Below are 23,417 nucleotides of genomic sequence, written 5' to 3' on the forward strand. Positions count from 1 at the left end.
CGATCACATGCCCGTGCCGATGGAGTCGGCCTGCTGCTGGGCGTTCTTGAGGCCGGTCGCCGGGTCCTCGCCGCTCTTGGTGACCTTCTCGAGCTCGGTGTCGAGGGCCTTGACGGCCTGCTCCCACGTCGGGAACGACGGCGGGGCCTTGGCGGTCTCGAGCTGCTTGCCGAAGACGGCGAGCTTCTTGTCGGAGGCGAGGGTCGGGTCCTGCCACGCGCTCTTGACCGACGGCAGGTCGGTCGACAGCGTGTACCACTTGGCCTGCACCTTGGGGTCGGCCAGCCAGTTGACGAACTTCCACGAGGTGTCGCGGTTCTTCGTGTTCTTGAAGACGACGAAGTTCGAGCCGCCGACGAACGACGAGGAGCCGGCCGAGCCGGCCGGGATCGGCGCGACGTTGTACTTGTCCTTGAAGCCGGGGCCACCGACCTTCTCGACGGCCGACATCATCCACGGACCGGAGATGAACATCGGGACCGTGCCCTTGGCAAAGTCCGGCTCGGTCGTCGGGGTCGCCGGGGCGGCCTTGTTGGAGATGCCGTCGGTGAAGAACGACTGGTAGTACTGCGCCGCCTTGAGGATCTGCGGGCTGTCGAAGTTGTAGGCCTTGCCGCCGTCCTTGGTGAGGTCGGCGCCCTCGGACCACGCGAACGGCATGAGGGTCTGCCAGGAGCCCTCGCCGCCGGCCTGCAGGCCGATGCCCCACTTGGCGCCGGCCTTGGTCTGCATGGCCTTGGCCATGTCCTTCAGGCCCTGCCAGTCGGTGGGGGCGGCGTCGTAGCCGGCCTTCTTGGCGAGGTCGGTGCGGTAGAAGAGCACGCGGGTCTCGACGTACCACGGGATGCCGTAGGAGGTGCCGTTCACCTCGGTCGTCTTCTGGGCGCCCTCGAAGAAGGCGGACTTGTCGACCTGTGCCGGCGTCGGGTCGAGCGCGTCGCTCGCGGCGAACTCGCCCATCCACGTCGTGCCGACCATCGCGACGTCCGGCGTCTTGCCAGCGGCGATGGCGGCCGTGAACTTGTCGTGGGCGGCGTCCCACGGGATCGCCGTGACCTTGACCTTGACGCCGGGGTTGGCGGTCTCGAAGTCCTTGGTGAGCTTGGGGAGGTTGTCACCCTCGGCGCCCATGGCCCAGACGGTGATCTCGCCGGTGGCCTTGCCGGAGCTGACGGCAGCGCCGGTCTGTGCCGCGCCGGAACCGCCGTTCTCGCCGTCGCGACCGCAGGCGGTCACGGTGAGGGCGGTGGCCGCCATGCAGGCGACCGTGATGGCAGTGGTGCGTCTCATCGGTGTCTCACTTCCTTGTGGTGCTCTTCGAGACGAGCGGGGGTTTCAGGGGGTGGTGGAGGTGGTGGTGCGACGGGTGGGTGGGGCGTCGCGAAGGCGGGCCGCACAGCCGCACGAGCCTCGGATGATCACCTGGGTCGGCAGGATGCGCGGAGCAGCGAGCAGCTCGGCCCCGTGGACGCGTTGGTGAAGGCGTTCGGCCGCGAGCGCCCCGAGCTCACGGACGGGTTGGCGCACGGTGGTCATACCCGGGCGCACGTATCGGGAGGTCATGACGTCGTCCCAGCCGACCACCGCGATGTCGCCGGGCACGTCTCGGCCGGCGTCCTGCAGGTGGCTCATGATCGACAGGGCGAGCTCGTCGTTGGCGCACACGAGCGCGTCGGCGCTGACCTCGCCCGCGAGGATGCGCTCGGCGACGGCCTCGCCCTCACCCTCGCGGAAGGGGACGCGCACCGGCTCGGCCGGCTCGAGGTCCCGGGCGAGGTGGGCGGCGACGAAGCCGGCGTGGCGCTCGCTGATGTCGGGGGCGCCGTCGGGGTCACCGACGAAGAGCAGCCGGCGGCGGCCGTGGCCGAGCACGTGCTCGGTCAGCTTCTGGGCGCTGTGGACGTTCTCGGCGCCGACGCTCTCGATGCCCTCCTGCGGCGAGCCGGCGATGATGATGACCGGCTTCTTGCCGTGCAGCGCCTTGGCGACGGCGGGCGGCATGGCGGCCGAGCCGAGCACGGCGATGGCGTCGACGTGGGTGGCGAGCTGGCGCACGGCGCGGGCGATGTCGGCCTTGCCCTCGGTGAGCATGAGCGTGACGCTCTGGCCGAGCTCCGCGGCACGGGACTCGAAACCCATGAGCAACTCGGAGTAGTAGGGGCCGGTGAGCTCGGGGAGCACGAGGCCGTGGGCCTCGTGGTGGCGCACGGCGAGGCTGCGGGCGGCGCCGAGGGGCACGTAGTCGAGCTCGTCGACGGCGTCGAGCACCTTCTGCGTGGTCTTGGCCGAGACCGTGCCCGCGCCCTGGAGCACGCGCGAGACGGTGGCGATGGAGACGCCGGCGCGTTCGGCGACGGAGTAGATCGTGGCCCCGACGTGCGATGCGTTGAGGGAACCGGCTGCGGCCGGCTTGCGTGCTGTCGCCACTGGTCCCACCTCTCGCATCTCGTCGTTGAGCCGCTCGCGCTCTGTAAGCGCTTACATCTGCCCTTCCATACTGCACAGGTAACCCAGCCCGCGCAAGGGCCGCCCCACCACGGCCCGACCCGGCGGCCCCGGAGGAGGCCACGCGACGGCATACGCAATCAACTCGAATCCCGCTGCCCCACAGATGGATTCGGACATGGCAGGGCGCCCGTCCACTCGCGACACGCGCGGGGGAACGGGCGCCCGGAAAGTGGACGGATCAGTCCTGCATGAGTCCGATCATGTTGCCGTCGGCGTCGGTGAGCGAGGCCGTGCGGCGGCCGCCGCCGACCTCGGTGGGCTGCTGGGTCACGGTCGCGCCGGCCTCGGTGAGGGCCGCGATCGTCGCCTCCAGGTCGTCGACCGACCAGAAGGGCGTGGCGCCCTTGATGCCCTTCCGGTGGCCGTTCGGGTCGAGGGCGAGCTCCTGGCCGTCGACGTTGTAGCCGACGTAGTAGGACTCGTCCGTGTGCGGCTGCACGCCCAGCAGGGCGGTGAAGACACGCTTGGCGGCGTCGAGGTCGGCGACGGGGTAGATGAGGGTGTTCACGGCAGACATCGGTCTCTCCTTGTTTCGGTGTTCGGTTGTTCGGTGTTCGGTTGCTCGATTGCGCTGTTGCTCGGTTGCTCGGTGTCACATCGGGTGGCTCCGGCTCGTCAGTGCTATGACGGACCCCGAGGCGAGGATGTGACAGCGATGGACAGCGAGATGACCGGCAGCGACCAGACCGGCGAGACGGCCGGCGAGAAGGCCGGCGAGAACCTGACGCGAGAGCAGTGGCTGGCGCGCGACTTCGAGGCGCACCGGCCGCGGCTGCGCGCCGTCGCGCACCGGGTCCTGGGCTCGTCGGCCGACGCCGACGACGCGGTGCAGGAGGCGTGGCTGCGCCTGCGCCGCAGCGACACGACCGACGTCGCGAACCTCGGCGGCTGGCTCACCACGGTCGTCGGCCGGATCAGCCTCGACATGCTGCGCTCACGCGCCTCGCGCCGCGAGGACAGCTGGGACGCCGGGCTGGCCGAGCTCACCGAGACCGAGCGAGCAGGGCACCCGACCGCGCGCACGCCCGACCCCGCCTACGAGGCCGAGCTCGCCGACAGCGTCGGCGTCGCGCTGCTCGTGGTGCTCGACACGCTCGGGCCGGCCGAGCGCCTCGCCTTCGTGCTGCACGACCTCTTCGGTATGCCATTCGAGCAGATCGCCGACATCATCGACCGCTCCCCCGCGGCCACCCGCCAGCTCGCCAGCCGCGCCCGCCGCCGGGTGCGGGCGGCCGACTCCGAGGCCGAGGCGGAGAGCGCCGGCGCCGGTGACGGACCCGAGGGCCGGCGACAGCGCGCCGTCGTCACCGCCTTCCTCCACGCCGCGCGGGGCGGAGACCTCTCGACCCTGCTCGAGCTGCTCGACCCCGACGTCGTGCTCACCTCCGACGCCGCGGCCGCCGCCCTCGGCTCGCCCGCCCAGCTCGTCGGGCCCGAGGCCGTGGCCGGCCGCTTCAACGGCGGCGCGCACTCGGCGCGCCTCGCGGCGTTCGACGGCGGCATCGGCCTGGTGTGGGCGATGCGCGGCAAGCCCAAGGTCGCGTTCCGGTTCACCGTCACCGGTGACCACGTCACGGCCATCCACCTGCTCGGCGACGAGGCGTGGCTCGAGTCGCTGGAGATCTACTACCTGCGCGACTGACGGGGGGCGGTCGTAGGGTCGAGGTCGTGGCAGACCGTTTGCGTGCAGCAGTCGTCCTCGGCTCGGGCGGAGCCCGCGGCTACGCCCACATCGGCGCGCTCGAGGTGCTCGACGAGCGCGGCTTCGACGTCGTGTCGCTCGCAGGGACGTCCATGGGTGCGCTCGTCGGTGGGGTCGCCGCGGCCGGCAAGCTCGACGCGTACACCGAGTGGGCGCGCAGCCTCACCCAGCGCGAGGTGTGGCGGCTGCTCGACCTGACCCTCAGCGGCGCCGGCGGCGCGATCCGGGCCGAGCGGATCATCGCCAAGGTGGGCGAGATCCTCGACGGGGCGACCATCGAGAAGCTCTCGGTCCCCTACACGGCTGTCGCGACCGACATCAACGCGCGGCGTGAGGTGTGGTTCCAGCGGGGGCCGGTGGAGCACGCGATCCGCGCCTCGATCGCCATCCCCGGCGTCATCACCCCGGCGGTCATCAACGGCCGGGTGCTCGTCGACGGCGGCCTCATCAACCCGATCCCGATCGAGCCGACGGCCGCGGCGTCGGTGGACGTGACGATCGCGGTGTCGCTTTCGGGCATGAGGTCGGTCTCCGGGGCCGCCCCCGTGAAGGAGTCGTCCGCACCGGTCCCGCGCGAGGAGTGGACGAGCCGACTGCGACGCAGCGCGGCCGAGGTGCTCGAGTCGGAGCGCTTCCGCGCGATCACGAGCCGCCTCGGCGGTCATCCCCGCGAGGCTGACACGGGCGACGTCGCGGTGGTCGGCACCACGATGGACGGCGGGGTCACGGTGCCGCAGACGCCGACCGAGGCGTACGTGCTCGGCCAGGCCGATGTCGGGCTCGTCGACCTGCTCAACATGTCGTTCGACACGATGAGCGCCCTCATCTCGCGCTACCGCATGGCGAGCAACCCACCGGACGTGCTCGTCACGGTGCCGTCCAACGCCGTGCGCACCCTCGACTTCCACCGCGCGGCCGAGATGATCGAGCTGGGCCGGCAGCTGACGACCGAGGCGCTCGACCACGCCGGCTACTGAGCGGAGCTCGGCCGCCGGCCGGGTGACGATCTAGGCGTAACCGCGCACCCAGTCGACGACGAGCTCGGGGACGAGGTGGTCGTCGGCCCCCACCGACCGTTCCGGGAAGTCGAAGGTCGCCAGCATGAGCTGCAGCGGATAGGCAGGCGGCCGAGAGCACGACCGCACGAGAGACCCGTCGACGTGGAAGTCGGCGCGCTCGCGGTCCCACCGGACGGCATACGTGTGCCAGTCGGCGACGTCGATGGGGAGGCGAACGGCCTCGAAGTCCTCCGTGACCGCGGGGTCGCGGAACGGGTGCAGCCCCATGCCCACGGCTGTCGAGACGCCGGGCTCGACCGCGTCGCCGAACATCTCGGTCACGCAGATTTCGGCCGACTGCTCCGGCACCTGCTCGAAGCCGACCATCCACAGCGCCACCATCGACCTCGGTGACACCACGGCTCGGGCCCGCAGCTCGACCCAGCCGCCGTCGGGCAGCCAGCCACGATGCTCGGGCTGCTCCTCACGCACGAGCTGGCCGTCACGGAACGGCTGCTGACCCTTCGTGCTGCCGCGCGGGCCCGACCAGCTTCCCGACTGGATGCCCGAGACGCGTATCGGAGGCAGGTGGTCGCCCTCGCACCAGACCGGGTGGTCGGGCGGGACGCGCAGGTGCAGGCACGAGTCGCGCAGCTCGTACGCGGCCAGCGTGTCGGCGCGCGAGCTCCAGGCGGGCAGGTAGTGCGGCACCCACGTGGCCGGGTCGAGGTCGACACCGTCGAAGTGGTCCTCGAAGACGAGTACGCGGTCGTCGGTCATGCCGACATCCTCGCGCGGACCACCGACGACGGTCAGGACTCCGGGCCGCCATCCTGCTCGACCTCGACGTGCTCGGTGCGTTCCTCATCGTGCACCTCGGCCAACCCCGCCGCCAGGTGGCCAGCGCCTGACGCGCCCACCTGTCTCGCGACGTCGCCGACAGCGTCCTCGGGACGTTGTCGGCGGCGACCGCGAGAGTGGAGGGGTGATCCTCCATGCCGACGCCGACGCGTTCTTCGCGTCCGTCGAGCAGCGCGACGACCCGCGCCTGCGCGGGCGGCCGATGGTCGTCGCGCACGAGGTCGTCGCCTGCCCGTCCTACGAGGCGCGCGCTCTGGGCATCCACGCCGGTATGCCGTTGCGCCAGGTCCAGCGTCGCTGGCCCGACGTGCTCGTCACGGGCTACCGGTCCGAGGCGTACGAGGAGGCTTCGACGCTGCTCTTCGACCTCTTCCGGCGGTTCACGCCGCTCGTCGAGCCGGGCTCGATGGAAGAGGCCTTCCTCGACGTCACCGGTCGCGACCGCGGCGACCTCACCGGCATGGCGTACGCCCTCCGGGCCGCCGCCCGGTCGGAAGTGGGGCTGCCGGTCTCGGTCGGTGCAGGCAGCACCAAGCTCATCGCCAAGCTGGCGAGCCGGTGCGCGAAGCCCGACGGCGTCGTCGTCGTCGACGCCGAGCTCGAGGGGCGGCTGCGGCCCAGGCTGCGTCTCGAGGAGCTGTGGGGCGTCGGGCCAACGACCTACGAGAAGCTCCACGCCGCAGGCCTCTTCGTTGTCTCCGACCTGCACGGCCTCACCGAGGACGACCTCAAGCGCGTCGTCACCACTGCCATGGCCAGACGCCTCCTGTCCATCGCGCACGGCACCGACGATGCGACGATCCGGCTGCCTGGGCCACGGCGCTCGGTGAGCGCGAGCCGGTCGCTGCCGTCGACTCGCACGCGGTCGAAGGTCGTCGCCGTGCTCGAGGAGTGCGTGAGTCGCGCGATCACCCGGGTCTCGGGCCTCGACGCCCCGCCCCGCCTGCCCACCCGGCTCGAAGTGTTCGTCCGTTATGACGACGGCACGCAGGTGCTCGAGCGCGGACCCCTGGGGGACCCGTCGCTCGATTCGGAGGTGATCGGCGCTGCCGCCGCCGCACTGCTCGACCGCACCGGCTACGAGTGGGACGGACGCGGCGTGACGATGGTCGGCCTGACGCTGCCGCTCCCCATGCCCGGCGTGAACCCACCGGACACGACGACTTGACCTCAAGGGGGCTCGAGGTCGCAGCATGTTCAGGTGACCGCCCCGACCCTGACCGATGCCCTCACCACGAGCGAGGCCGCGGCCTACCTGCGCCGCCTCGGCGTGGCCCGCCCCGAGGCGCCGACGCTGGGCGCCCTGGCCTCACTGCACCGGGCCCACCTGCTCACGGTCCCGTTCGAGAACCTCGACATCGGCCTCGGGCGACCCATCCGCCTCGATCACGCGGCTCTCATGGCGAAGATCGTCGATGCGCGCCGGGGCGGCTACTGCTACGAGCTGAACGGGCTCTTCGCGCTCCTGCTGCGCCGGCTCGGGTATGCCGTCGACCTCGTCTCCGCACGGGTGGCCACGGGCGACGGCGACCTCACAGCCGAGTACGACCACCTCGCGCTCGTCGTGACGTCGCCCGACCTCGCGGGAAGGGTGCTGGCAGACGTCGGCTTCGGCGACGGATTCGTCGAGCCCCTGCCACTCGCCGACGGCTTCGAGCGGCGCGAACGCGGTCTGGCTGTCGGGGTGGCGCGCCGCGGCGAGCTCTGGGTCTCGCGCGAGCGGCGGGACGGCGAGGACTGGCGGGACCGGTTCGTGTTCTCGACGACTCCGCACTCGCTCGACGACTTCGCCGAGCGGAACATCTGGCAGCAGACGTCGCCCGAGAGCCACTTCACCCGGTCGCGCCTGGTTTCGCAGCTCACCCCCACGGGTCGCGTCACCGTGAGCGGCAACCGGCTCATCACGACGACCCAGGGTCGGCGTGACGAGGTGGAGCTCGCGGACGACGAAGCGGTGCGCGACGCGCTCGCAGACCACTTCGGCATCGTGCTCCCGGCCGTCTGACCTCGCGTCAGCGCTGGACCTCGCCGTGGACGGTCAGTCCCAGGCGTCCGGGGTGGGGCGGCAGAGGCAGAAGGGGTGGCCGGCCGGATCGGCGTAGACGCGGAAGCCGCGCTCGGGCTTCGGGCGCGGAGCCTCTTCCGGATCGAGTGCCACACCGCCCAGCTCGAGCACGCGCTCGTGGGCAGCCGCGATGTCGGCGACGACGAAGTCGAGGTGCACCTGCTGGTGGCCGCGCGGCCAGTCCGGTGACTCGTGGTTCGGGGCGAGCTGGGTAGCGATGCGTGGACCGTCCCAGAGGACGTTGAACCAGTCGCCGTCCGGGTCGCCCTCGACGCGCCCGCCGAGCAGGTCGGCGTAGAACTGCGCGATACCAGCGGCGTCGGCGCAGTCGAGCGCGACGCAGTCCCAGCCGATCTTCGAAGCGGTGTTCTCAGTCGTGGTCATGCAACCCACTGAACCACCCCGGGACGACACCGCTCTCCAGTGACCCGCAGCCCCAGCATCGCGGGGCTCACTCTCGCCGGTGCTCCCTCGGCACGTGCCAGATGACCTCGTCGGGCAGCACCGTCGCCGTCAGACCGAGCTGGTGGACGATCGTGTGGTGCCGCCCGCAGAGCAGGGCCCCGTTGCACAGATCAGTGGCGCCGCCGTGGAGCCAGTGCACGACATGGTGGGCGTCGCACCACTGCGGTGGGACCGTGCAGCCCGTATAGCTGCACCCGTGGTCACGCAGCGCCATCGCCAGCCGCTGGGCCGGCGTGAAGTAGCGGTCGGCGCGGCCGATGTCGAGCACCTGCGACGGGCCGCCGAGCACCGTCGGCAGGATCTCGGCCTCGCAGGCGACACGGCGTACCGTCGACGCCGACAGCACCTCGTCGTTGTCGGCGACGCCTGCCCCTCGCAGCCGGTCGAGCAACGCCTCCAGCGACATCGTCACGACGAGCTTGGTGCGCGACGTGCGCGTGACACCCTGTGGCGCGGCGACGGCTCGCTGGATCAGCTCGAGAGCAGCGTCGGCCCGACGCGTCGCCGGCGACCGCGGGTCGGTCGCAGCACCCTTGCCGGCGTCGGAGCTGCCGTCGGGCTGCTTAGAGGGCCAGCGGCTCCAGTCGAGGTCGGGGCGCGGCCTCGCGAGCGCGTCGACGGCCGCATCAAGAACGGCCGACCCCTCGGGGTCGAGGCGCCAGAGGTACTCGGTCATGCCGGCGCACCGGCCGATCTTGGTGAGCGACCGTGCCGCGCGCAGCCGCTGCGCCTCGTCCTCGACCTTCTCCGGCGGGCGCAGGCTCGCACGCCCGTGCGATGCCAGCCGACGCAGCTCGCGGACGCCGAGCTGAGGGGCGGCCTCGATCATGGCGTCGACGACCTGCTCGACCTGGTCGGGGTCGGCGAACGCGACGTCGTCGCGGAAGCGCACGATGACCGCCGCCTTGTCGACGGACACCGCACCGTCCCGCACGCCACCGGCCAGGCGCGCCCACCGTGGGTCGTTCATGGCTGCGCCGACGGCGGTCAGGGCGGCAGATGCCCCGGCCGCGAGGCCCGGCGCGTGACCGGCCACCCAGTCGTTGCGGGACAGGCCCGAGGCCTCCGGCAGCCCGCGTGAGGTGACCTCGGCCGCCAGCACCGCCGACAGGCTGTGCGCCATCTCGCGGACCGCCTGCGCCTGCTCGATCGCGTCACCGAGCCCCACCTCGGGCATCGTCCAGACGGGCGTGTTGCGAGCGATGAGCCGCAGCTCTGCCGCCATCGAGGCCAGTCGGGCTGCGAGCCCTGGCAGGTCGCGCAGGCTGGCCAGCTGCTGGACGTCGACCATCGCCAACGGCACCACGGAGGTTTGTTCAGGTGCGCCCGCCACCACCGCGACGTCCAGCGCGCCGCAGCACTCAGCGTGCCCCTTCGGGCGCCTCCTGAGCGTGGCGGTCGTCATGCAGTCGATCATATGTTCGACCCCCGACAGCTCTCCGGCCGTTGTCCACAGGGCCCGGAGTGATCCCAGGGTCAGCTCGACGGCCTCGGCCAGACCACCGTCGTGGACGTGACCGGCCGCACGGTGGAGTTCTTCTCGGCGCCCTCCACGACGACCGTGTGCGTGCCGGGAGGCAGGTCGGCGAACGAAGCGACCCCGTGGCCCGTGCGCACCGTCGGCTCGACCCGCGCCAGCACCGTCCCGCGGGAGCTGCGCACCGTCACCGCCATCGCCTTGCGCGGCGGCTCGTCGCCACCGAGCTCGGACTCGAGGTCGAAGGTGACCTTCAGCGCCCGCCCGCCGGTCACGAGGTCGGGCACCGTGGCGCGCACGCGCGTGTCCTTGAGCTCGTCGCGTCGTCGCACCGGCTTAGCCGTGAGGATCTCCTGGATCTGGTCGAGGACGACCTGGTTGCACTGGAGGTTCGTGTGCTGCTCCGGGACCCGTACCGCGAGGTTGGTGTCGAGTGCCTCCCCGAGCCCGACCGCCCCGGTGAGCGACACGGTGCCGTCCCCGTAGTCGTTGTCGCTTCCGAAGGTCTGCGACGTGTACGCCTTGCCGTCGCGCAGCGTCACCGTCGTCTGACTGGGCTGCCGCACGCCCACGACCATGTGCGTCGTCGTGCGGCTCGCGGCCCGAGCCGTCTCGGCCGCCTGCAGGTCGGTGTGGAAGAGCATCGCGTCGGTGACCATCGCCGTGCTGACGTTCGGCACCGGCACCTCGGTCGTCTTCGCCCAGCCGTCGCCGGCGGCGATGCACGCGTACTCCGGCAGCAGCTGGAACAGCGACGGCATGCTCCTCGAGAACGCCGTCAGGTCGAGGGAGAGTGGGCCGATGCCCTTCTTCACGCCGTTGACGAGCTGCTCGAGGGCGTCGGTGGCGCCACGCCACGGCGTGCCCAGGGTGATGAGCTTGCGCGTCACCTCGGCTCCGCCGCACTTCTCGATGTACCAGCGGGCGACGAGACCACCCATGGAGTGGCAGATGAAGACGACCTTCGCGTCGGCGTACGCGCCGCCCTGCCCGCGGAGCCGCTCGAGGGCGGGCTCGACGACCGACTTCAGCCGCTGCCCGTTGTAGCGGTTGGACAGGCGCCAGTCGTACGCGTACGTGATGAGGGAAGGGGCCCTGCCGGCTCCGTCGCGCGAGTAGCCCTGCATCTCAAGGGACTTGACGAGCACGTCGTAGCCGCGGATCGGGGTCCAGATGCCGGGGAGCACGTGGACGTCGGGCATGAGCGCGACCGGCTCGACGCCGTCGCCCGGGTGCTCGTCGCCGATCCCCTCGGGCAGCACCTTGTCGAGGATCGAGGGCCCGCCGGTCAGCAGCTTCCACACCGCCCCCGCGCTCGGTGCCCAGATGAGGTTGTCGCTCGCGGGCGAGCCGTCGTCGCCCTTCACGCCGAGAGTGCTGCCCGTGATGCCCGGCAGCACGACCACCAGGTCGTTGCTCGTCATGCGTTCCACCATCCGTCCGTCCCGGTGCGGCGTCCTCTTCCGACCAACGGTGGCACCGACGGGCGCCGGTGATACACGAAACGGGCAGGTCGGGCGCAGCCAGCGGGTATGGACCGAGTGCACCTGCAGCAGAGTGGATCCGGCACGCCCCGGACGACAGAGAGGCCAACCGTGGACATCACCGACGTCATCCTCCGACAGCACGACGAGCAGCGCCGCATGTTCTCGATGCTGGAGGAGTGGCCGCGCGACGACCACGAGGGTCTCGCCGCCGTGTGGAAGCGGCTCGAGATCCTGCTCGAGGTGCACGCGGAGGCCGAGGAGAAGTACTTCTACCCCGAGCTGCTGCGGCTCGGCACGGGCGGCGCCGACGCCGAGTCCGTCGACGAGGAGGTCGAGGACGCCGTCAAGGACCACAACGAGATCCGCAAGGCGGTGCGCAAGGTCGGCCGCTGCCGCACCGGCTCGGAGGCCTGGTGGAAGGCGGTCGTCGACGCGAACGTGCACAACAGCGACCACATGGGCGAGGAGGAGCGACAGGACCTCGCCGACTTCCGGCAGCAGGCGACCCTCGAGCTGCGGCACGAGATCGCGGTGCAGTTCCTCCGCCACGAGGCGCTGCGCTGGGCCGACGGCATCACACCGAAGGACAAGGACCCCAAGGCGTACGTCAGTGGCGCGAAGTCGTCGAAGGCGTCGGCCACCGCGAAGAAGGCTGCGCGCGCCGCGAAGAAGGCCGCGACGACCGGGCGCGCCCGAGCCGCCCGTTCGAAGAAGTCGTCGGCCGAAGCCGCCGAGGAGTGACTCCCCGCTGACAGACCACGTATGCTGCCCGGTCAGGCCGCGTGCCGAGCCGCGCCCGGCGTCACCCTGAGTCGAGTGCTCACCACCTCGTGTCGACGAGGTCCCTGCATCGAGTGCTCACGAACTCGCGGCAGGAACTGAGCACTCGACGGGGCCCCTGCATCGAGTGCCCACGAACTCGCGTCAGGAACTGCGCACTCGACGGGGCCCCTGCATCGAGTGCCCACGAACTCGCGTCAGGAACTGAGCACGCGACGGGGCCCCTGCATCGAGTGCCCACGAACTCGCGTCGGGAACTGCGCACTCGACCGGGCCCATCCCTGCATCGAGTGCCCACGACCTCACGTCAGGAACTGCGCACTCGACCGGGCCCATCCCTGCATCGAGTGCCCACGAACTCGCGTCAGGAACTGCGCACTCGACGGGGGTGGGCAGCGTCAGGTGCGGGAGTGCTGGCGCCGGCGTTCGACGCGGAGCGCGGCGAGGACGACGAGGCCGGCGACCAGGCCCCAGAACGCGGCGCCGACCCCCGCGACCGTGACCCCGGAGGCCGCGACGACGAGCGTCACCGCGCCGGCCTCGCGTGAGCCGGCGTCGGTGAGGGCGGAGGCTGCCGAGGCCGCGAACGTGCCGAGCAGCGCCAGCCCCGCGATGGTCTCGCGCTGCGGCCGTGACGAGTCCGGCGAGAGGGCCGAAGGCGATGTAGGTGAACCCGCACGCGACGCCGGCGATCCAGCGCCGGCTCTTGTCGGGGTGCGCCTCGGGGCCTGCCGCCAGTGCGGCGGAGATCGCGGCGAGGTTGATCGCGTGCGCCCCGCCGACGGCGCCGACCGCCGTGGCACCACCGGTGTAGAGCAGTGGCGCTCGCATGCCGGGGCGGTAGCCGAACGACGCGAGCACAGCCATGCCCGGGATGTTCTGGCTCGTCATCGTCACGACGAAGAGCGGCAGCGCGATGGCGACGAGCGCCGTCGCATCGAGAGCGGGGGTGACGGGCACGACCGCCGGCACCGCCGTCGAGAGGTCGAGTCGACCGAACACCCCTTGGACCGCCATGACGACCACCGCGGCGACGAGGGCCCCGATGACCGCCCATCGCCGGGCGAGAGCCACGAGCACCACCCACGTGACGATGACCGGCGCGATCGCCACGGGTGAGGCGACCACCGCCCGGAACGGCGCGACGCACAGCGTCAGCAGCACGCCGGCGAGCATCGCGCTGGCCAGGCCGGTCGGGATCGCCTCGACGAGCCGCTCGAGCGGACGCACCAGGCCGCACAGCGCGATGAGCAGGCCGCAGACGAGGAAAGCGCCCACGGCACTGGCGAACCCGCCGGCCGGCGCCGTCGCCGCAGCGAGCAGCGCCGCCCCCGGCGTCGACCAGGCCATCGTGATCGGCATCCGCAGCCGCCACGAGAAGAGCACGCAGCCGAGACCCATCGTGACGCAGAGGACGAGCAGCCCCGAGGCCGCCTGCTCCGGACTCGCGCCCACGGCCCGCAGGCCGGTCAGCACGACGGCGAACGAGCTCGTGAAGCCGACGAGTCCGCAGACGACTCCGGCCAGCACCGCGTGCGCGGTCGAGCCGTCGTGTGCCGACGCTCCCCGACCCGGCCCCGACCCCGGCCCCACTGACCTCACCGACCCGACTGCCTCTGGGTGCCCCGTCACCGCCGGCTCAGTGGAGGTGGTCGCTCGACGCGAGCGCACGCCACACCGCGTCGAAGGCGGTGGGGCTGCCGGCCGCGACGAGCCCCGGCGGGGTGAGGTCACGGGGCGAGTACGCCTGTCCTGCAGTGGTGCCCAGCATGCCGCCGGCCTCGGAGAGCAGCAGCGAGCCGGGCACGTGGTCCCACGGCGACGCCTTCGCGTAGACGATGTAGTCGGCCTCGCCCTCGACGAGCTTGGGGTAGTCGATGCCGCACGAGACCCACGTCAGCGTCATCGGCTCGAGGCCCTCAGGCGCCTTGCCGATCCACTTGCGGCGCGAGGTGCGTCCGCGCAGCGCACCGTCGGGACGCGAGGGCACCGTGAGCCGTCGGGAGCCCTCGGCGTCGTGGCGCCACGTGCCGGCGCCGCGTTCGGCGACGAAGGCGAGCTCGTGCTGCGGCTGCCAGATCCAGGCCCGCACGGCCTCGCCGCCCACCGTCTCGCTCACCATGACCGCGTGGTCCTTGGACCCGTGGACGAAGTTCTTCGTGCCGTCGACGGGGTCGACGGTGAAGGCATGGTCGGCGGCGGCATACCGGTGGAGCAGGTCCGGGTCGCCGGCGTAGGTCTCCTCGCCGAGGATCGTCGCGTCCGGGTAGGCCGCCCTCAGCGCCCCGTTGATCAGCACCTCGGCCTCTCGGTCGGCGTCGGTGACGAGGTCTCCGGGGTTCTTCTCGTGGACCTCGCCGTCGGCGAGCGCCCGGAACCGGGGGTTGATGACCTGCTCGGCCACGTCCTTCAGGAGGCTCAGCACCTCGTCCGTCTGCACTCCCCCAACCTAGCGACCCGTGGCCGGGTCACCGACGAGCGTCCCATCGGCGTCGAGCGGACGCAGGTGCTCCGGCACGGCGAGCCACCAGCCGAGGATGCCGCGGGCGATCTCGGGCATCGCGAGCGGGTCGTCGCCCGGCACCGGCAGCGCATCGAGCAGGGCGGTGAGCAGATCGCGGCGGCCACGCATGCCGAGCACGTAGACGAGGCCGCGCAGCAGTTCGGTGTCCTCGGCGCCGAGCGCGGCGCTGCCGGAGGCGACCACCTGGGCGGCCCGGCGGGCGAACGACGTCTCGCGTTCCTCGCGTCGCCGGGTGGCCGGCTCCACGGTGTTGCCGACGACGTATGCCGCCTGCGCCGCGACCGAGCGCGGCGTCGTCTTCGAGAGGGCCACCTTCTCGAACATGTCGAGGTCCTCGGGTTGCCCCACCCACAGCAGCACGCTCACCGCCTCGTGGGCCACGACGAGGTCGCCGCGGTCGACGGCCGCGCTGAACGCCGCCGCGTGCACCCGCCCGATGATGCGGCTCTGCGGCGACAGCATGAGGATGCCGAGGGCGTTGTCGCGGTCCTCCTCGTTCGTCTGGCCGAGCGCGGTCTGGAGCAGCGTCGCGAGCACGGGCTCGCCCGCCGCGGCGCGCCCCTCCCCCGCCTCGAGCACCGCCTTGATCCGCTTCTGCGCCTCGTGCACCGCCTGCGCCGACACGGCCCGCCCGTCACGGATGATCGACGCGGCGGCCCGCCGGTCCTCGGCCGTCAGCACGTTGGCGAGGCGCTGGCTGGCCGGGCCGAGCGCGCGCACGAGGTTCGCAGCCCCCCGGTGCACGAGGTAGGAGTGGTCCGGGTCGCGCAGGTGCTGCACGGCCAGGCGCACCGCCTCGCGGCGGATGTCCACGTCGAGACGGGTGCCCCGCACCAGCGTCGTCAGCACGATGAGGCAACCCCGCAGCGCGCTCGAGCTCGTCGGGTCACGCAGCTGGTCGAGCATGACCGAGAGCGCCTGCGGGTCGCGCGTGTACTGCAGCAGGCTGAGGGTGTCGTTGTAGAACTGCGCGTCGGGCCGGGCGACCGCTTCGGCAGCGAGACGGGCCACGACCCCACCGCTGCGGGGATGCCCGGCAAGACGTGCCAGCGCCTCGGTGCGCTGCGCGTACTCGAGGTTCAGGCACAGGCCCACCTCTTGCAGGAGTCGGCGGAAGAGCGCCTCCCAGTCGGACGAGCGGATCATGGCATGCGGCATACGGCCGAGGTGGTCGGAGAGCCGGTCCCAGTCCAGGCCGGTCATCCGGTCGTCGCCGAGGGCGCGCTCCAGCAGCTCGAGCGTCTCGCCGACGTCGGGCTCGCCGCGCGGCGGCAGGGCTGCGGCCGACCGGATCGGCTCGTGCGACCGGGCGAAGAGGTCGATCACGGAGAGCAGCTGCCCCTCGGGCAGCTCGAGCACGGACTCGTAGCGCCGCACGAGCGCTCGTGTCAGGTCGACACCGCCGCCCTCCCAGCGACCGACCTGGGCGCGGTGCACCGGGGCGGCCCGACCCGCTCCCTGCGCGAAGCCGGCCGCGCTGCGCAGGGCGGGGTCAGCCGCGTGCATCCGGGCGTTGCGCAGCACCCACCGGATCTCGTCGCTCAGCACGGTCGTCCCCCGGCTGGCGTCCCGGCAGGCGTCCCGGCCGCAGCCGGCCGCCCGGTTGCGTCGGGAAGGTTTCCCCGCAACGACGCCCACACCGGGCCCGAGCCCTTCGTAGGGTGACGATCGAGCCGGATGCTCCGGGACGGGAGTCGCGATCTGGGGGGGACTCCCGTCCCACCGGCGGCCCTGTCGAGGCGGGTGTCATCGCCCCCGGTGGCCGCCCCCCGCGCCCGTGCCGTCGCCGGCGTCACCCCTGCGTGCCGTTCCACGGCAACCCCCTCGTGCGTCCCCGGAGCCCCCGCTCCGCCCCCTCGAAACCTGCAACCGACCCCCGCGACGTTGCGCTGGAACGGACGTCCCGCAACGGGTGAGGGATATCTCGTTCCATTGGGTACGGTAAGCCTCGGTACGCAGCCTGTGGAGGGGAAGCGCGCCTTTTGGGCCGGGAGCCAGCACGCTGGCTCCCGGCCTTTCACGTACCCGCTGGGCCCACCCCGTGCCCGACGAGCCCGACGAGCCCGCTGAGGGGCAGGACGAGGTCAATGCCGATGACGAGTGCGTATGCCGGCTGGCAGGCTGACGCCGTGACCGCCGAGCCCCAGCCCTCCTCGTCCAGCCCGTCCGTTTCGTCCGCCCCTGCCGGCGCCGCGCTCGTGGCCGTCCTCACCGACGGCGTCGTGACCCTGCGGCCGCATTCCCTCGACGACGCCGACGCGATCGTCGAGCAGAGCAGCGACCCCGAGAGCCTGCGCTGGACCACCGTCCCGCGCCCCTACTCCCGCGACGACGCGGTCTGGTACGTCAACCGCAACCTCGAGGACTGGGCCGACCCCACCGCGGCCCGGCACTGGGCGATCGAGTGGACCGACAGCCTCGGCCGGGTGCGGTTCGGCGGCAGCATCGACCTGCGTCCGGGTGCCGCTGCGTCGGTGGGCGAGATCGGCTTCGGTCTGCACCCGGCCGCGCGTGGCCACGGCATCATGTCGCGCGCGGTGCGCCTCGTCGTCGAGCACGCCTTCTCGACCCCCGTCTGGGGCACGCCGGTGAGCCGGCTGCACTGGCGCGCGGTCGTCGGCAACTGGGGCTCGCGCCGGGTCGCCTGGGCCGCAGGCTTCACCTTCCACGGCACCATCCCCGAGAGCCATCCCGACCCGATGGGCGGGCCGACGGCGCTCGACACGTGGACGGCGAGCATCACGCCCGGCGACTCGCGAGCCCCGCGCAAAGCGTGGCTCGCGGCGACCCCGATCGAGGGCGAACGCGTACGCCTGCGTCCGTGGCGACTCGACGACGCCGACGCGATCGAGCCGCGCGACGACCCGGAGCACTGGATGCCGGCCGGGTCCATCCTGCGGCGCGAGACCTTTCCCACGTGGCTGCACGTGCGGCAGGAGCGGATGGCCGACGGCATCGGGATCGACTGGTGCGTCGCCGACCTCGAGACCGACCGGGCACTGGGCAGCGTCCTCGTCTTCAGCCGCGGCGGGGAGATCGGCGAGACCGCCGAGCTCGGCTACCAGTTCTTCCCCAGCGCCCGAGGCCGCGGCGCGGCGAAGGAGGCCGCGCGCCTGGCCGTCCGCCACGCGCTCACCCCGGCCGCCGAGGGTGGCCTCGGCGTGCGGCGCCTCGTTGCCGAGACCGCGGCCGACAACGAGGCGAGCAACGCCGTCCTCCGGTCGGTGGGCTTCACCGAGTTCGGGCGCGAGCACGCCGTCGACCGGCTCGCCGACGGCAGCTGGAGCGACGCGCTGCACTGGGAGCTGCTCCCGTGAGGCTGCACCACGACCAGGAGCTCGAGGCCCCCGTCGACGCCGTGTGGTCGCACTTCATGGACCTCAAGCGCATCGGTCGCTGCTTCCCCGGGGCGGCCGTGACGAAGGTCGACGGCGACGACTTCGTCGGCGAGATCCGCGCCAAGCTCGGCCCGCTGTCGATGTACTTCGACGGCACCGGGGCGATGACCGAGCGCGACGAGCAGGCGGGGCACGCGCGCCTGGCCGCCACCGGGCACGAGCGCCACGGCCTGGGCAAGGCGCGGATCGACATCACCCTCGCCCTCGAACCGCTCGGCGACGACCGCACCCGCGCGCGGCTCGCGACCGACCTGGTCTTCCTCGGCTTCCCGATGGACTTCGGCACCGGCCTCGTCCAGCGCGCCTCGGACCCGCTCATCGAACGGTTCCTCACCTGCATGGCGGTCACCGACCGGCTGCCCGCCGAGGAGTCCGAGGACGACGCCGGGGCCCTCGACCTCGTCCGCTCGGCCGGCGACCTGCTCGGCTCGTTCCGACGGGGCCGCAAGCGGTCATGAGGGTCGCCGTCGTCGGCGCGAGCGGCTACGTCGGCTCCCGGCTCGTGCCCGAGCTGCTCCGGCGAGGCCACGACGTCGTGGCCACGCACCACCGGTCACCCGCGACGGCATACCCGTGGGCCGACGACGTGCAGTGGCGCCGCGTCGACGTGCAGGACGAGGACGCGGTCATCGCGGCCCTCGAGGGCGTCGATGCCGTCTGCTACCTCGTGCACGGGCTCGACGGCGAGGACTTCATGGAGCGCGACCGCCGGGCTGCCGACAACGTCGCGTATGCCGTGGGCGTCGTCGGCGCGACCCGTCTCGTCTACTTCTCGGGGATCGTCCCCGACCTGCCCGACGACGAGCTGTCGGACCACCTGCTCTCACGTCTCGAGGTCGAGGAGGTGCTCGCGACCGCCGCCTGCCCCGTGCTGACGCTGCGCGCGTCGATGGTGGTCGGGGCCGGGTCGACGAGCTTCGAGGTGATGCGCCAGATGTCGCACCGTCTCGGCGTCGTGCAGACGGTGCCGGCGTGGATGGGCGGCTCCGTGATCCAGCCGGTGGCGGTGACCGACGCGGTCTGGTTCCTCGCGGAGGCGCTCGAGCGACCCGACGTCACCGGGCACCTCGACGTCGTCGGGCCCGACCGGCTCAGCTACGTCTCCCTCCTGCGCACGTATGCCGCCGAGGCGCGCCTGCTGCGCGTGCAGCTGCCGGTGTGGCTGGCACCCGTCGAGACGGTCGCGCGCGTGGCCGGCGCCCTCGTCGACATCCCGACCGGGACCGTGGAGTCGCTCATCCCGAGCCTCGGCCACGACATGGTGGGCGAGCGCGACGCGGCCGACGTGCTCGGCGAACCGGGCGGTGGACGGCTCGGCGTGGCCGAGGCCATCCGGCGGTCGCTCGCGACCGAGAGGGCGGGCGATGGCGCCACGGACGGCGCGGCCGCGGACGGCGATCCGCAGGCGCCGTCGGTCGGCGACCCGGCGTGGTCGCGGCACCGGTCGGTGCTCGACTGGGTCTGGTCGGCCGCCCGCGGCCGCTGACCCCCGGCTCACACTCGAGTGCTCACTTCCTGACGTCGGGAACTGAGCACTCGACGGGGTCCCCCCACCACTCGAGTGCTCACTTCCGGACGGGTCAGCGGGCGATGTAGCCGCCGTCGATGTAGAGCTCGAGACCCGTGACGAAGGCTGCGTCGTCGCTCACGAGGTAGGCCACGCCGGCCGCGATCTCCGAGGGCTTGCCGAGACGACCCATCGGCGTCAGGTCGATCATGACCTGCTCGAAGGGGGTGCCGCGTGCCGTGTCGAGGATCGGGGTGTCGATGAAGCCGGGGTGGATCGAGTTGACGCGCACCCCTTCGGTCGCCCAGTGCAGCGCCACGTTCTTCGTCAGCGTGCGCACCGCACCCTTCGCGGCATGGTAGGCGGGCGACGTGCCGAAGCCGCCGCTCGTGCCGAAGATCGAGCTGATGTTGACGACAGCGCCGTGGGCGGACGCCTTGAGGTGCGGGGCCGCGGTCTTCATGCCGAGGAAGACCCCGGTCTGGTCGATGGCGACGGTGCGCTCCCAGTCGGCGAGGCTTGTCTCCTCGATCGTGGCGAGGTCGCCCATTCCGGCGTTGTTGACGAGGATGTCCAGCGAGCCGAACTCGTCCACGGCCCTGGCGACGGCAGCCGCCCAGTCCTCCTCGCTCGTCACGTCGTGCCGCAGGAAGTCGACCCTGGCGCCGGTCGCCCGCAGCTCCTCGACCGTCGTCGCACCGAGTGCCTCGTTGACGTCGGTCAGCAGCACCGCCGCGCCCTCCTCGGCCAGCCGCTGCGCCGTCACCTTGCCGATGCCGCTCGCGGCGCCGGTCACGAGCGCCACCCGTCCGTCGAGCCGGTTCATCTTGATCACTCCAGTTCAGTTGTGAGACAGGCAGACTGCCTGCCTTTCCAGTCTCCGCCGATCGTGGGTCGGGCACTGGCGTTCCAGCCGGCCGGGGGGCCGACGTGACGAAGCAGACAGTCAGGGGTGCACTCGGGGTCGGAATGGGGGTCGACCCCGGTTGCGACGAGAGCCCCCGGGGTATGACTGTGGATGCAGTGAGCCCGGCGCACCGCCGGGCCGGTGCGAGACGAGGAGACACCGGTGTCGTTCGGTGAGCAGCTGAAGCACAAGGCGGACGAGGTCCACCTGCAGGAGAAGGCGAAGGACTTCGGTGACGCCGTGGTCCAGATGGCCAAGGCCGCAGTGGCGGCTGCGGCCGGCTACGCCCAGGAGAACCGCGACAAGGTCGACGGAGCGCTCGACAAGGCCTCCATGAAGATCGACGAGAAGACCGGCGGCAAGCACGCCGACACCGTGACCAAGGTCCGAGCCTCGGTCGACAAGGGCATCGACAAGCTCGTCGAGCAGCACCACGGGACGACGGCCACCTCTCCCACACCGGCCCCGTCCGTGCCCGACGACAAGCACAGTGCCTTCGACGACCCGGACGACGGAACCTCCCCCGCCGGCAACCCCACCTGAGCCGGCACCTCCCAGGAGCCGCGTGTCACCGCCCCCCTCGGTGACACGCGGCTTCCGCGTCCAGACATCAGACCGTGCAGACGGTGCAGACGGTGCAGACCGTGCAGACCGTGCAGACCGTGCGGACCGCGCGGACGACGGCCGGACGCACGGCGACGACGTCAGCGGTGGCCGACGACGACGTGCCCCGAGCCGGTGTTGACCTGGAGCGACGACGGACTCCCCGGGTCCGACGCGACCCCGACCTCCGCCCCGCCCGAGCCGGAGTCGATGCTCAGCGCGTAGCGCGCCCCACCAGGGACCAGCACCGACACGTCCCCCGTCCCGGCTCGCACGTCCACGGCCGGGACCACGGCCCCGAGCTCGAGCGCGATGTCGCCGCTGTCGGCATACGCGGTCAGTTCCCTCGAGCGCAGGCCGGCGGTGGCGATGTCGCCCGACCCGGTCTTGAGGACGGCACTGCCGAACGAGCCGTCGACCGACACGTCGCCCGAGTCGTTGTCCACGGTGATGTCGGACCCGTCGGGCACCGTGACGACGAAGTCGACCCCGCACCATCCGACGAGGGCACCGCACTCGGCCCCGAGCTCGAGCGTCGAACCGTTGAGCAGCTCCGAGGCGCGCGGCGCCGACGACCACGGACCCCACGCGAGGTGTCGCGTGACCTGGACCGTCCCGGCCGCCCCACCGCTCACGACGCGCACGTCGTTGCCGCCGCCGATGACCGTGAGGTCGCCTGCCGGCATCGCGTACGCCGCCTGCTGGGTGGCATCGCGTCGCAGCCCGTCCGCGACCGCGTCCCACGACGTCGCCCACGCGACGCTCGCGGCGACCAGGGCAGCGCCGACACCGGCGACCACCCACGACCTCTTCCCCCGCCCCACCCGATGCAAGGTACCGCCCGTCGGCCTCCTGACGGATCCGAAAGCGTGAATCTCATTGGCTGTCAACCGAATTGATGGACGACTCAATGGTGTCCCATTTGCACCCGAAGGCGCCGGTTTCGTCTAGGTAGTTGCACTCAACCTCGGCACGAGCGGTATCGCCGGCGGCCCCTCCGCCTTCTGAAGTCCCGACCAACGACTTCCAAGGGAGAAACCACCATGTCGCAGCTCGTCGTCGACGGCCCCGGACGTTCCGGAGCCCGCACGCCCCTCAGCACCCGCCTCGCCGGCGGCCGCACCACCATCACGGCCCGGGCCACGGCCGCCGTCGACCGCCTCCAGGCGTTCCTCGTGGCCTACAGCCTCCACGCCCTGCGGATCAGCCTCGGCCTGATCTTCCTCGGCTTCGGGGTGCTCAAGTTCTTCCCGGGGCTGAGCCCCGCGGAGGCGATCGCCTCGGCCACCATCGACCGGCTCACGTTCGGACTCGTGACGGGCCACAACGCGGTCCTGCTCACGGCGGTCACCGAGACGGTCATCGGCCTGACGCTCGTCACCGGCAAGTTCCTGCGGGTCGGCGTCGTCATCCTCGGCAGTGCGCTGATCGGCATCATGTCGCCGCTCGCGCTCTTCACCGCCGAGCTCTTCCCGCACGGCCCGACGCTCATGGGCCAGTACGTCCTCAAGGACATCGTCCTGGCTGCCTCGGCCCTCGTGGTCGCGGCCTACGCCCTCGGCGCCCGTCTGGGCTCCGGCTCGGACGACTGACCACACCTCACCGCCTTTCAGAAACCCGAGCAGGAGACCTCGTCATGACCGCACTTCCCGTGGGCCCGGCCCGGCCGATCTGGCCGGCAGCCGGCACCGCCCACCTGACCCGCCTCGTCGACGCCCCGACCGACCATCGCCGCCGCTTCGGCCTCGGCGAGGGGCGCCGCGTCCACCGCTTCCCCGCCGCGACGTTCCTCGACCGGCCGGTCGCGCGTGAGGAGCTCGCGGTCGCCCGTGACGCCCTCGAGGCGTCCGACCGGGCCGCCTCACGTCGCCTGGCCGCCCTCGGCACCTTCGCCGCCCTGCTCCTCGCCGGGCTCGTCGGACTGCTCGCGACCGGGCACGGCACGGGTCCCGGCCTCACCGGGGTCGTGAGCCTCTGGGGCTGCGGCGCGGGACTCGGGGTCGTCGTCCTCGGCCTCGTCGCCGTGCTGCGCCAGCACCAGCGGGAGCACGACGTCCTCAGCGAGCGGGTGCGCGCGTACGAGGCGCGCCTGGAGCAGCTCCGCGCGCTCAGCTGAGACGGCGCCCGCGGCATAC

The 23,417-nt window shown here is 72.1% G+C and carries 23 protein-coding genes and 1 pseudogene; 11 read left to right on the top strand and 13 right to left on the bottom strand.

The annotated features are described in order from the left end of the window. Positions 1 to 3: 3 nt before the first annotated feature. From ACXR8F_RS14000 to ACXR8F_RS14010, 3 genes are all read right to left on the bottom strand, one after another. A complete protein-coding gene (locus ACXR8F_RS14000) occupies positions 4 to 1,290 on the bottom strand; it encodes a sugar ABC transporter substrate-binding protein (RefSeq protein WP_458801326.1) in 1,287 nt (428 codons plus the stop codon). A gap of 45 nt (positions 1,291 to 1,335) precedes the next feature. Then, positions 1,336 to 2,427, bottom strand: a complete 1,092-nt coding sequence (locus ACXR8F_RS14005) for a LacI family DNA-binding transcriptional regulator (RefSeq protein WP_458801328.1) — start codon at positions 2,425 to 2,427, stop codon at positions 1,336 to 1,338. Positions 2,428 to 2,686: 259 nt separating this feature from the next. Further along, complete coding sequence (locus tag ACXR8F_RS14010; RefSeq protein WP_458801330.1) at positions 2,687 to 3,025, bottom strand: VOC family protein; 339 nt, start codon at positions 3,023 to 3,025, stop codon at positions 2,687 to 2,689. A gap of 138 nt (positions 3,026 to 3,163) precedes the next feature. Here ACXR8F_RS14010 and ACXR8F_RS14015 point away from each other — a divergent pair, with 138 nt between their 5' ends. Both ACXR8F_RS14015 and ACXR8F_RS14020 read left to right on the top strand, forming a co-directional pair. Next, positions 3,164 to 4,150 carry a sigma-70 family RNA polymerase sigma factor gene (locus tag ACXR8F_RS14015; protein WP_458801332.1) on the top strand — a complete coding sequence of 329 codons (987 nt, stop codon included), beginning with the start codon at positions 3,164 to 3,166 and terminating at the stop codon, positions 4,148 to 4,150. Positions 4,151 to 4,176: 26 nt separating this feature from the next. Next, positions 4,177 to 5,187 carry a patatin-like phospholipase family protein gene (locus tag ACXR8F_RS14020; RefSeq protein WP_458801334.1) on the top strand — a complete coding sequence of 337 codons (1,011 nt, stop codon included), beginning with the start codon at positions 4,177 to 4,179 and terminating at the stop codon, positions 5,185 to 5,187. Between the two features lie 30 nt (positions 5,188 to 5,217). Here ACXR8F_RS14020 and ACXR8F_RS14025 read toward each other — a convergent pair whose 3' ends face one another. Then, the gene (locus ACXR8F_RS14025; RefSeq protein WP_458801335.1) at positions 5,218 to 5,988 is read right to left on the bottom strand and encodes a glycoside hydrolase family 16 protein; all 771 of its coding nucleotides are present in this window, start codon (positions 5,986 to 5,988) and stop codon (positions 5,218 to 5,220) included. 205 nt (positions 5,989 to 6,193) lie between these two features. Between ACXR8F_RS14025 and ACXR8F_RS14030 the strand changes: the two genes are divergently transcribed. Together ACXR8F_RS14030 and ACXR8F_RS14035 are read left to right on the top strand one after the other, a co-directional pair. Then, positions 6,194 to 7,237 carry a Y-family DNA polymerase gene (locus tag ACXR8F_RS14030; protein WP_458801337.1) on the top strand — a complete coding sequence of 348 codons (1,044 nt, stop codon included), beginning with the start codon at positions 6,194 to 6,196 and terminating at the stop codon, positions 7,235 to 7,237. 33 nt (positions 7,238 to 7,270) lie between these two features. After that, positions 7,271 to 8,074, top strand: coding sequence for an arylamine N-acetyltransferase family protein (locus ACXR8F_RS14035; protein WP_458801339.1), 804 nt, complete (start codon positions 7,271 to 7,273; stop codon positions 8,072 to 8,074). Positions 8,075 to 8,107: 33 nt separating this feature from the next. On the opposite strand, the gene ACXR8F_RS14040 is transcribed toward ACXR8F_RS14035, so the two are convergent. From ACXR8F_RS14040 to ACXR8F_RS14050, 3 genes are all read right to left on the bottom strand, one after another. Further along, entirely contained in the window at positions 8,108 to 8,518 is a 411-nt protein-coding gene (locus ACXR8F_RS14040; RefSeq protein WP_458801341.1) for a VOC family protein, read from the bottom strand. A gap of 67 nt (positions 8,519 to 8,585) precedes the next feature. Then, on the bottom strand, positions 8,586 to 10,004 hold the full coding sequence (locus ACXR8F_RS14045) for an HNH endonuclease signature motif containing protein (protein ID WP_458801343.1): 1,419 nt from the start codon (positions 10,002 to 10,004) through the stop codon (positions 8,586 to 8,588). 71 nt (positions 10,005 to 10,075) lie between these two features. Continuing rightward, a complete protein-coding gene (locus ACXR8F_RS14050; RefSeq protein WP_458801345.1) occupies positions 10,076 to 11,500 on the bottom strand; it encodes an esterase/lipase family protein in 1,425 nt (474 codons plus the stop codon). Between the two features lie 171 nt (positions 11,501 to 11,671). Between ACXR8F_RS14050 and ACXR8F_RS14055 the strand changes: the two genes are divergently transcribed. Beyond that, a complete protein-coding gene (locus ACXR8F_RS14055; protein WP_045192727.1) occupies positions 11,672 to 12,304 on the top strand; it encodes a hemerythrin domain-containing protein in 633 nt (210 codons plus the stop codon). Positions 12,305 to 12,741: 437 nt separating this feature from the next. Here ACXR8F_RS14055 and ACXR8F_RS14060 read toward each other — a convergent pair whose 3' ends face one another. From ACXR8F_RS14060 to ACXR8F_RS14075, 4 genes and pseudogenes are all read right to left on the bottom strand, one after another. Beyond that, positions 12,742 to 13,149, bottom strand: coding sequence for a benzoate/H(+) symporter BenE family transporter (locus tag ACXR8F_RS14060; protein ID WP_458801383.1), 408 nt, complete (start codon positions 13,147 to 13,149; stop codon positions 12,742 to 12,744). Then, positions 13,031 to 14,077 (bottom strand): annotated as a pseudogene (locus ACXR8F_RS14065) (benzoate/H(+) symporter BenE family transporter); the annotation flags it as partial. The gene ACXR8F_RS14060 and the pseudogene ACXR8F_RS14065, both read right to left, overlap by 119 nt. Continuing rightward, positions 13,983 to 14,783 carry an inositol monophosphatase family protein gene (locus tag ACXR8F_RS14070; RefSeq protein ID WP_458801347.1) on the bottom strand — a complete coding sequence of 267 codons (801 nt, stop codon included), beginning with the start codon at positions 14,781 to 14,783 and terminating at the stop codon, positions 13,983 to 13,985. The gene ACXR8F_RS14070 and the pseudogene ACXR8F_RS14065, both read right to left, overlap by 95 nt. Positions 14,784 to 14,792: 9 nt before the next feature. After that, on the bottom strand, positions 14,793 to 16,415 hold the full coding sequence (locus ACXR8F_RS14075; protein WP_458801349.1) for a hypothetical protein: 1,623 nt from the start codon (positions 16,413 to 16,415) through the stop codon (positions 14,793 to 14,795). 539 nt (positions 16,416 to 16,954) lie between these two features. On the opposite strand from ACXR8F_RS14075, the gene ACXR8F_RS14080 reads away from it, so the two are divergent. From ACXR8F_RS14080 to ACXR8F_RS14090, 3 genes are read left to right on the top strand one after another with little or no spacing between them, the layout of a single operon-like run. Next, positions 16,955 to 18,184: a GNAT family N-acetyltransferase gene (locus tag ACXR8F_RS14080; RefSeq protein ID WP_458801351.1), complete on the top strand. Its 1,230-nt coding sequence runs from the start codon at positions 16,955 to 16,957 to the stop codon at positions 18,182 to 18,184. Next, positions 18,181 to 18,723 carry an SRPBCC domain-containing protein gene (locus ACXR8F_RS14085; protein WP_052677480.1) on the top strand — a complete coding sequence of 181 codons (543 nt, stop codon included), beginning with the start codon at positions 18,181 to 18,183 and terminating at the stop codon, positions 18,721 to 18,723. Before ACXR8F_RS14080 ends, ACXR8F_RS14085 begins: the two co-directional genes overlap by 4 nt. Continuing rightward, positions 18,720 to 19,751, top strand: coding sequence for an NAD-dependent epimerase/dehydratase family protein (locus ACXR8F_RS14090; RefSeq protein WP_458801353.1), 1,032 nt, complete (start codon positions 18,720 to 18,722; stop codon positions 19,749 to 19,751). Before ACXR8F_RS14085 ends, ACXR8F_RS14090 begins: the two co-directional genes overlap by 4 nt. Positions 19,752 to 19,845: 94 nt before the next feature. Here ACXR8F_RS14090 and ACXR8F_RS14095 read toward each other — a convergent pair whose 3' ends face one another. Further along, a complete protein-coding gene (locus ACXR8F_RS14095) occupies positions 19,846 to 20,598 on the bottom strand; it encodes an SDR family NAD(P)-dependent oxidoreductase (protein WP_458801355.1) in 753 nt (250 codons plus the stop codon). Between the two features lie 243 nt (positions 20,599 to 20,841). On the opposite strand from ACXR8F_RS14095, the gene ACXR8F_RS14100 reads away from it, so the two are divergent. Beyond that, a complete protein-coding gene (locus ACXR8F_RS14100; RefSeq protein ID WP_458801357.1) occupies positions 20,842 to 21,222 on the top strand; it encodes an antitoxin in 381 nt (126 codons plus the stop codon). 161 nt (positions 21,223 to 21,383) lie between these two features. Here the strand turns inward: ACXR8F_RS14100 and ACXR8F_RS14105 are convergent, their stop codons facing one another. Beyond that, positions 21,384 to 22,082, bottom strand: coding sequence for a DUF4097 family beta strand repeat-containing protein (locus tag ACXR8F_RS14105; protein ID WP_458801359.1), 699 nt, complete (start codon positions 22,080 to 22,082; stop codon positions 21,384 to 21,386). A 243-nt stretch (positions 22,083 to 22,325) separates the two neighbouring features. Here ACXR8F_RS14105 and ACXR8F_RS14110 point away from each other — a divergent pair, with 243 nt between their 5' ends. Beyond that, positions 22,326 to 22,874 (top strand): DoxX family membrane protein, encoded by a 549-nt coding sequence (locus ACXR8F_RS14110; protein ID WP_082081119.1) that lies wholly within the window; start codon positions 22,326 to 22,328, stop codon positions 22,872 to 22,874. Between the two features lie 44 nt (positions 22,875 to 22,918). Next, positions 22,919 to 23,398, top strand: a complete 480-nt coding sequence (locus ACXR8F_RS14115) for a hypothetical protein (protein ID WP_045192735.1) — start codon at positions 22,919 to 22,921, stop codon at positions 23,396 to 23,398. Positions 23,399 to 23,417 lie beyond the last annotated feature (19 nt).

The sequence above is a fragment of the Terrabacter sp. AAH1 genome (assembly GCF_054456855.1).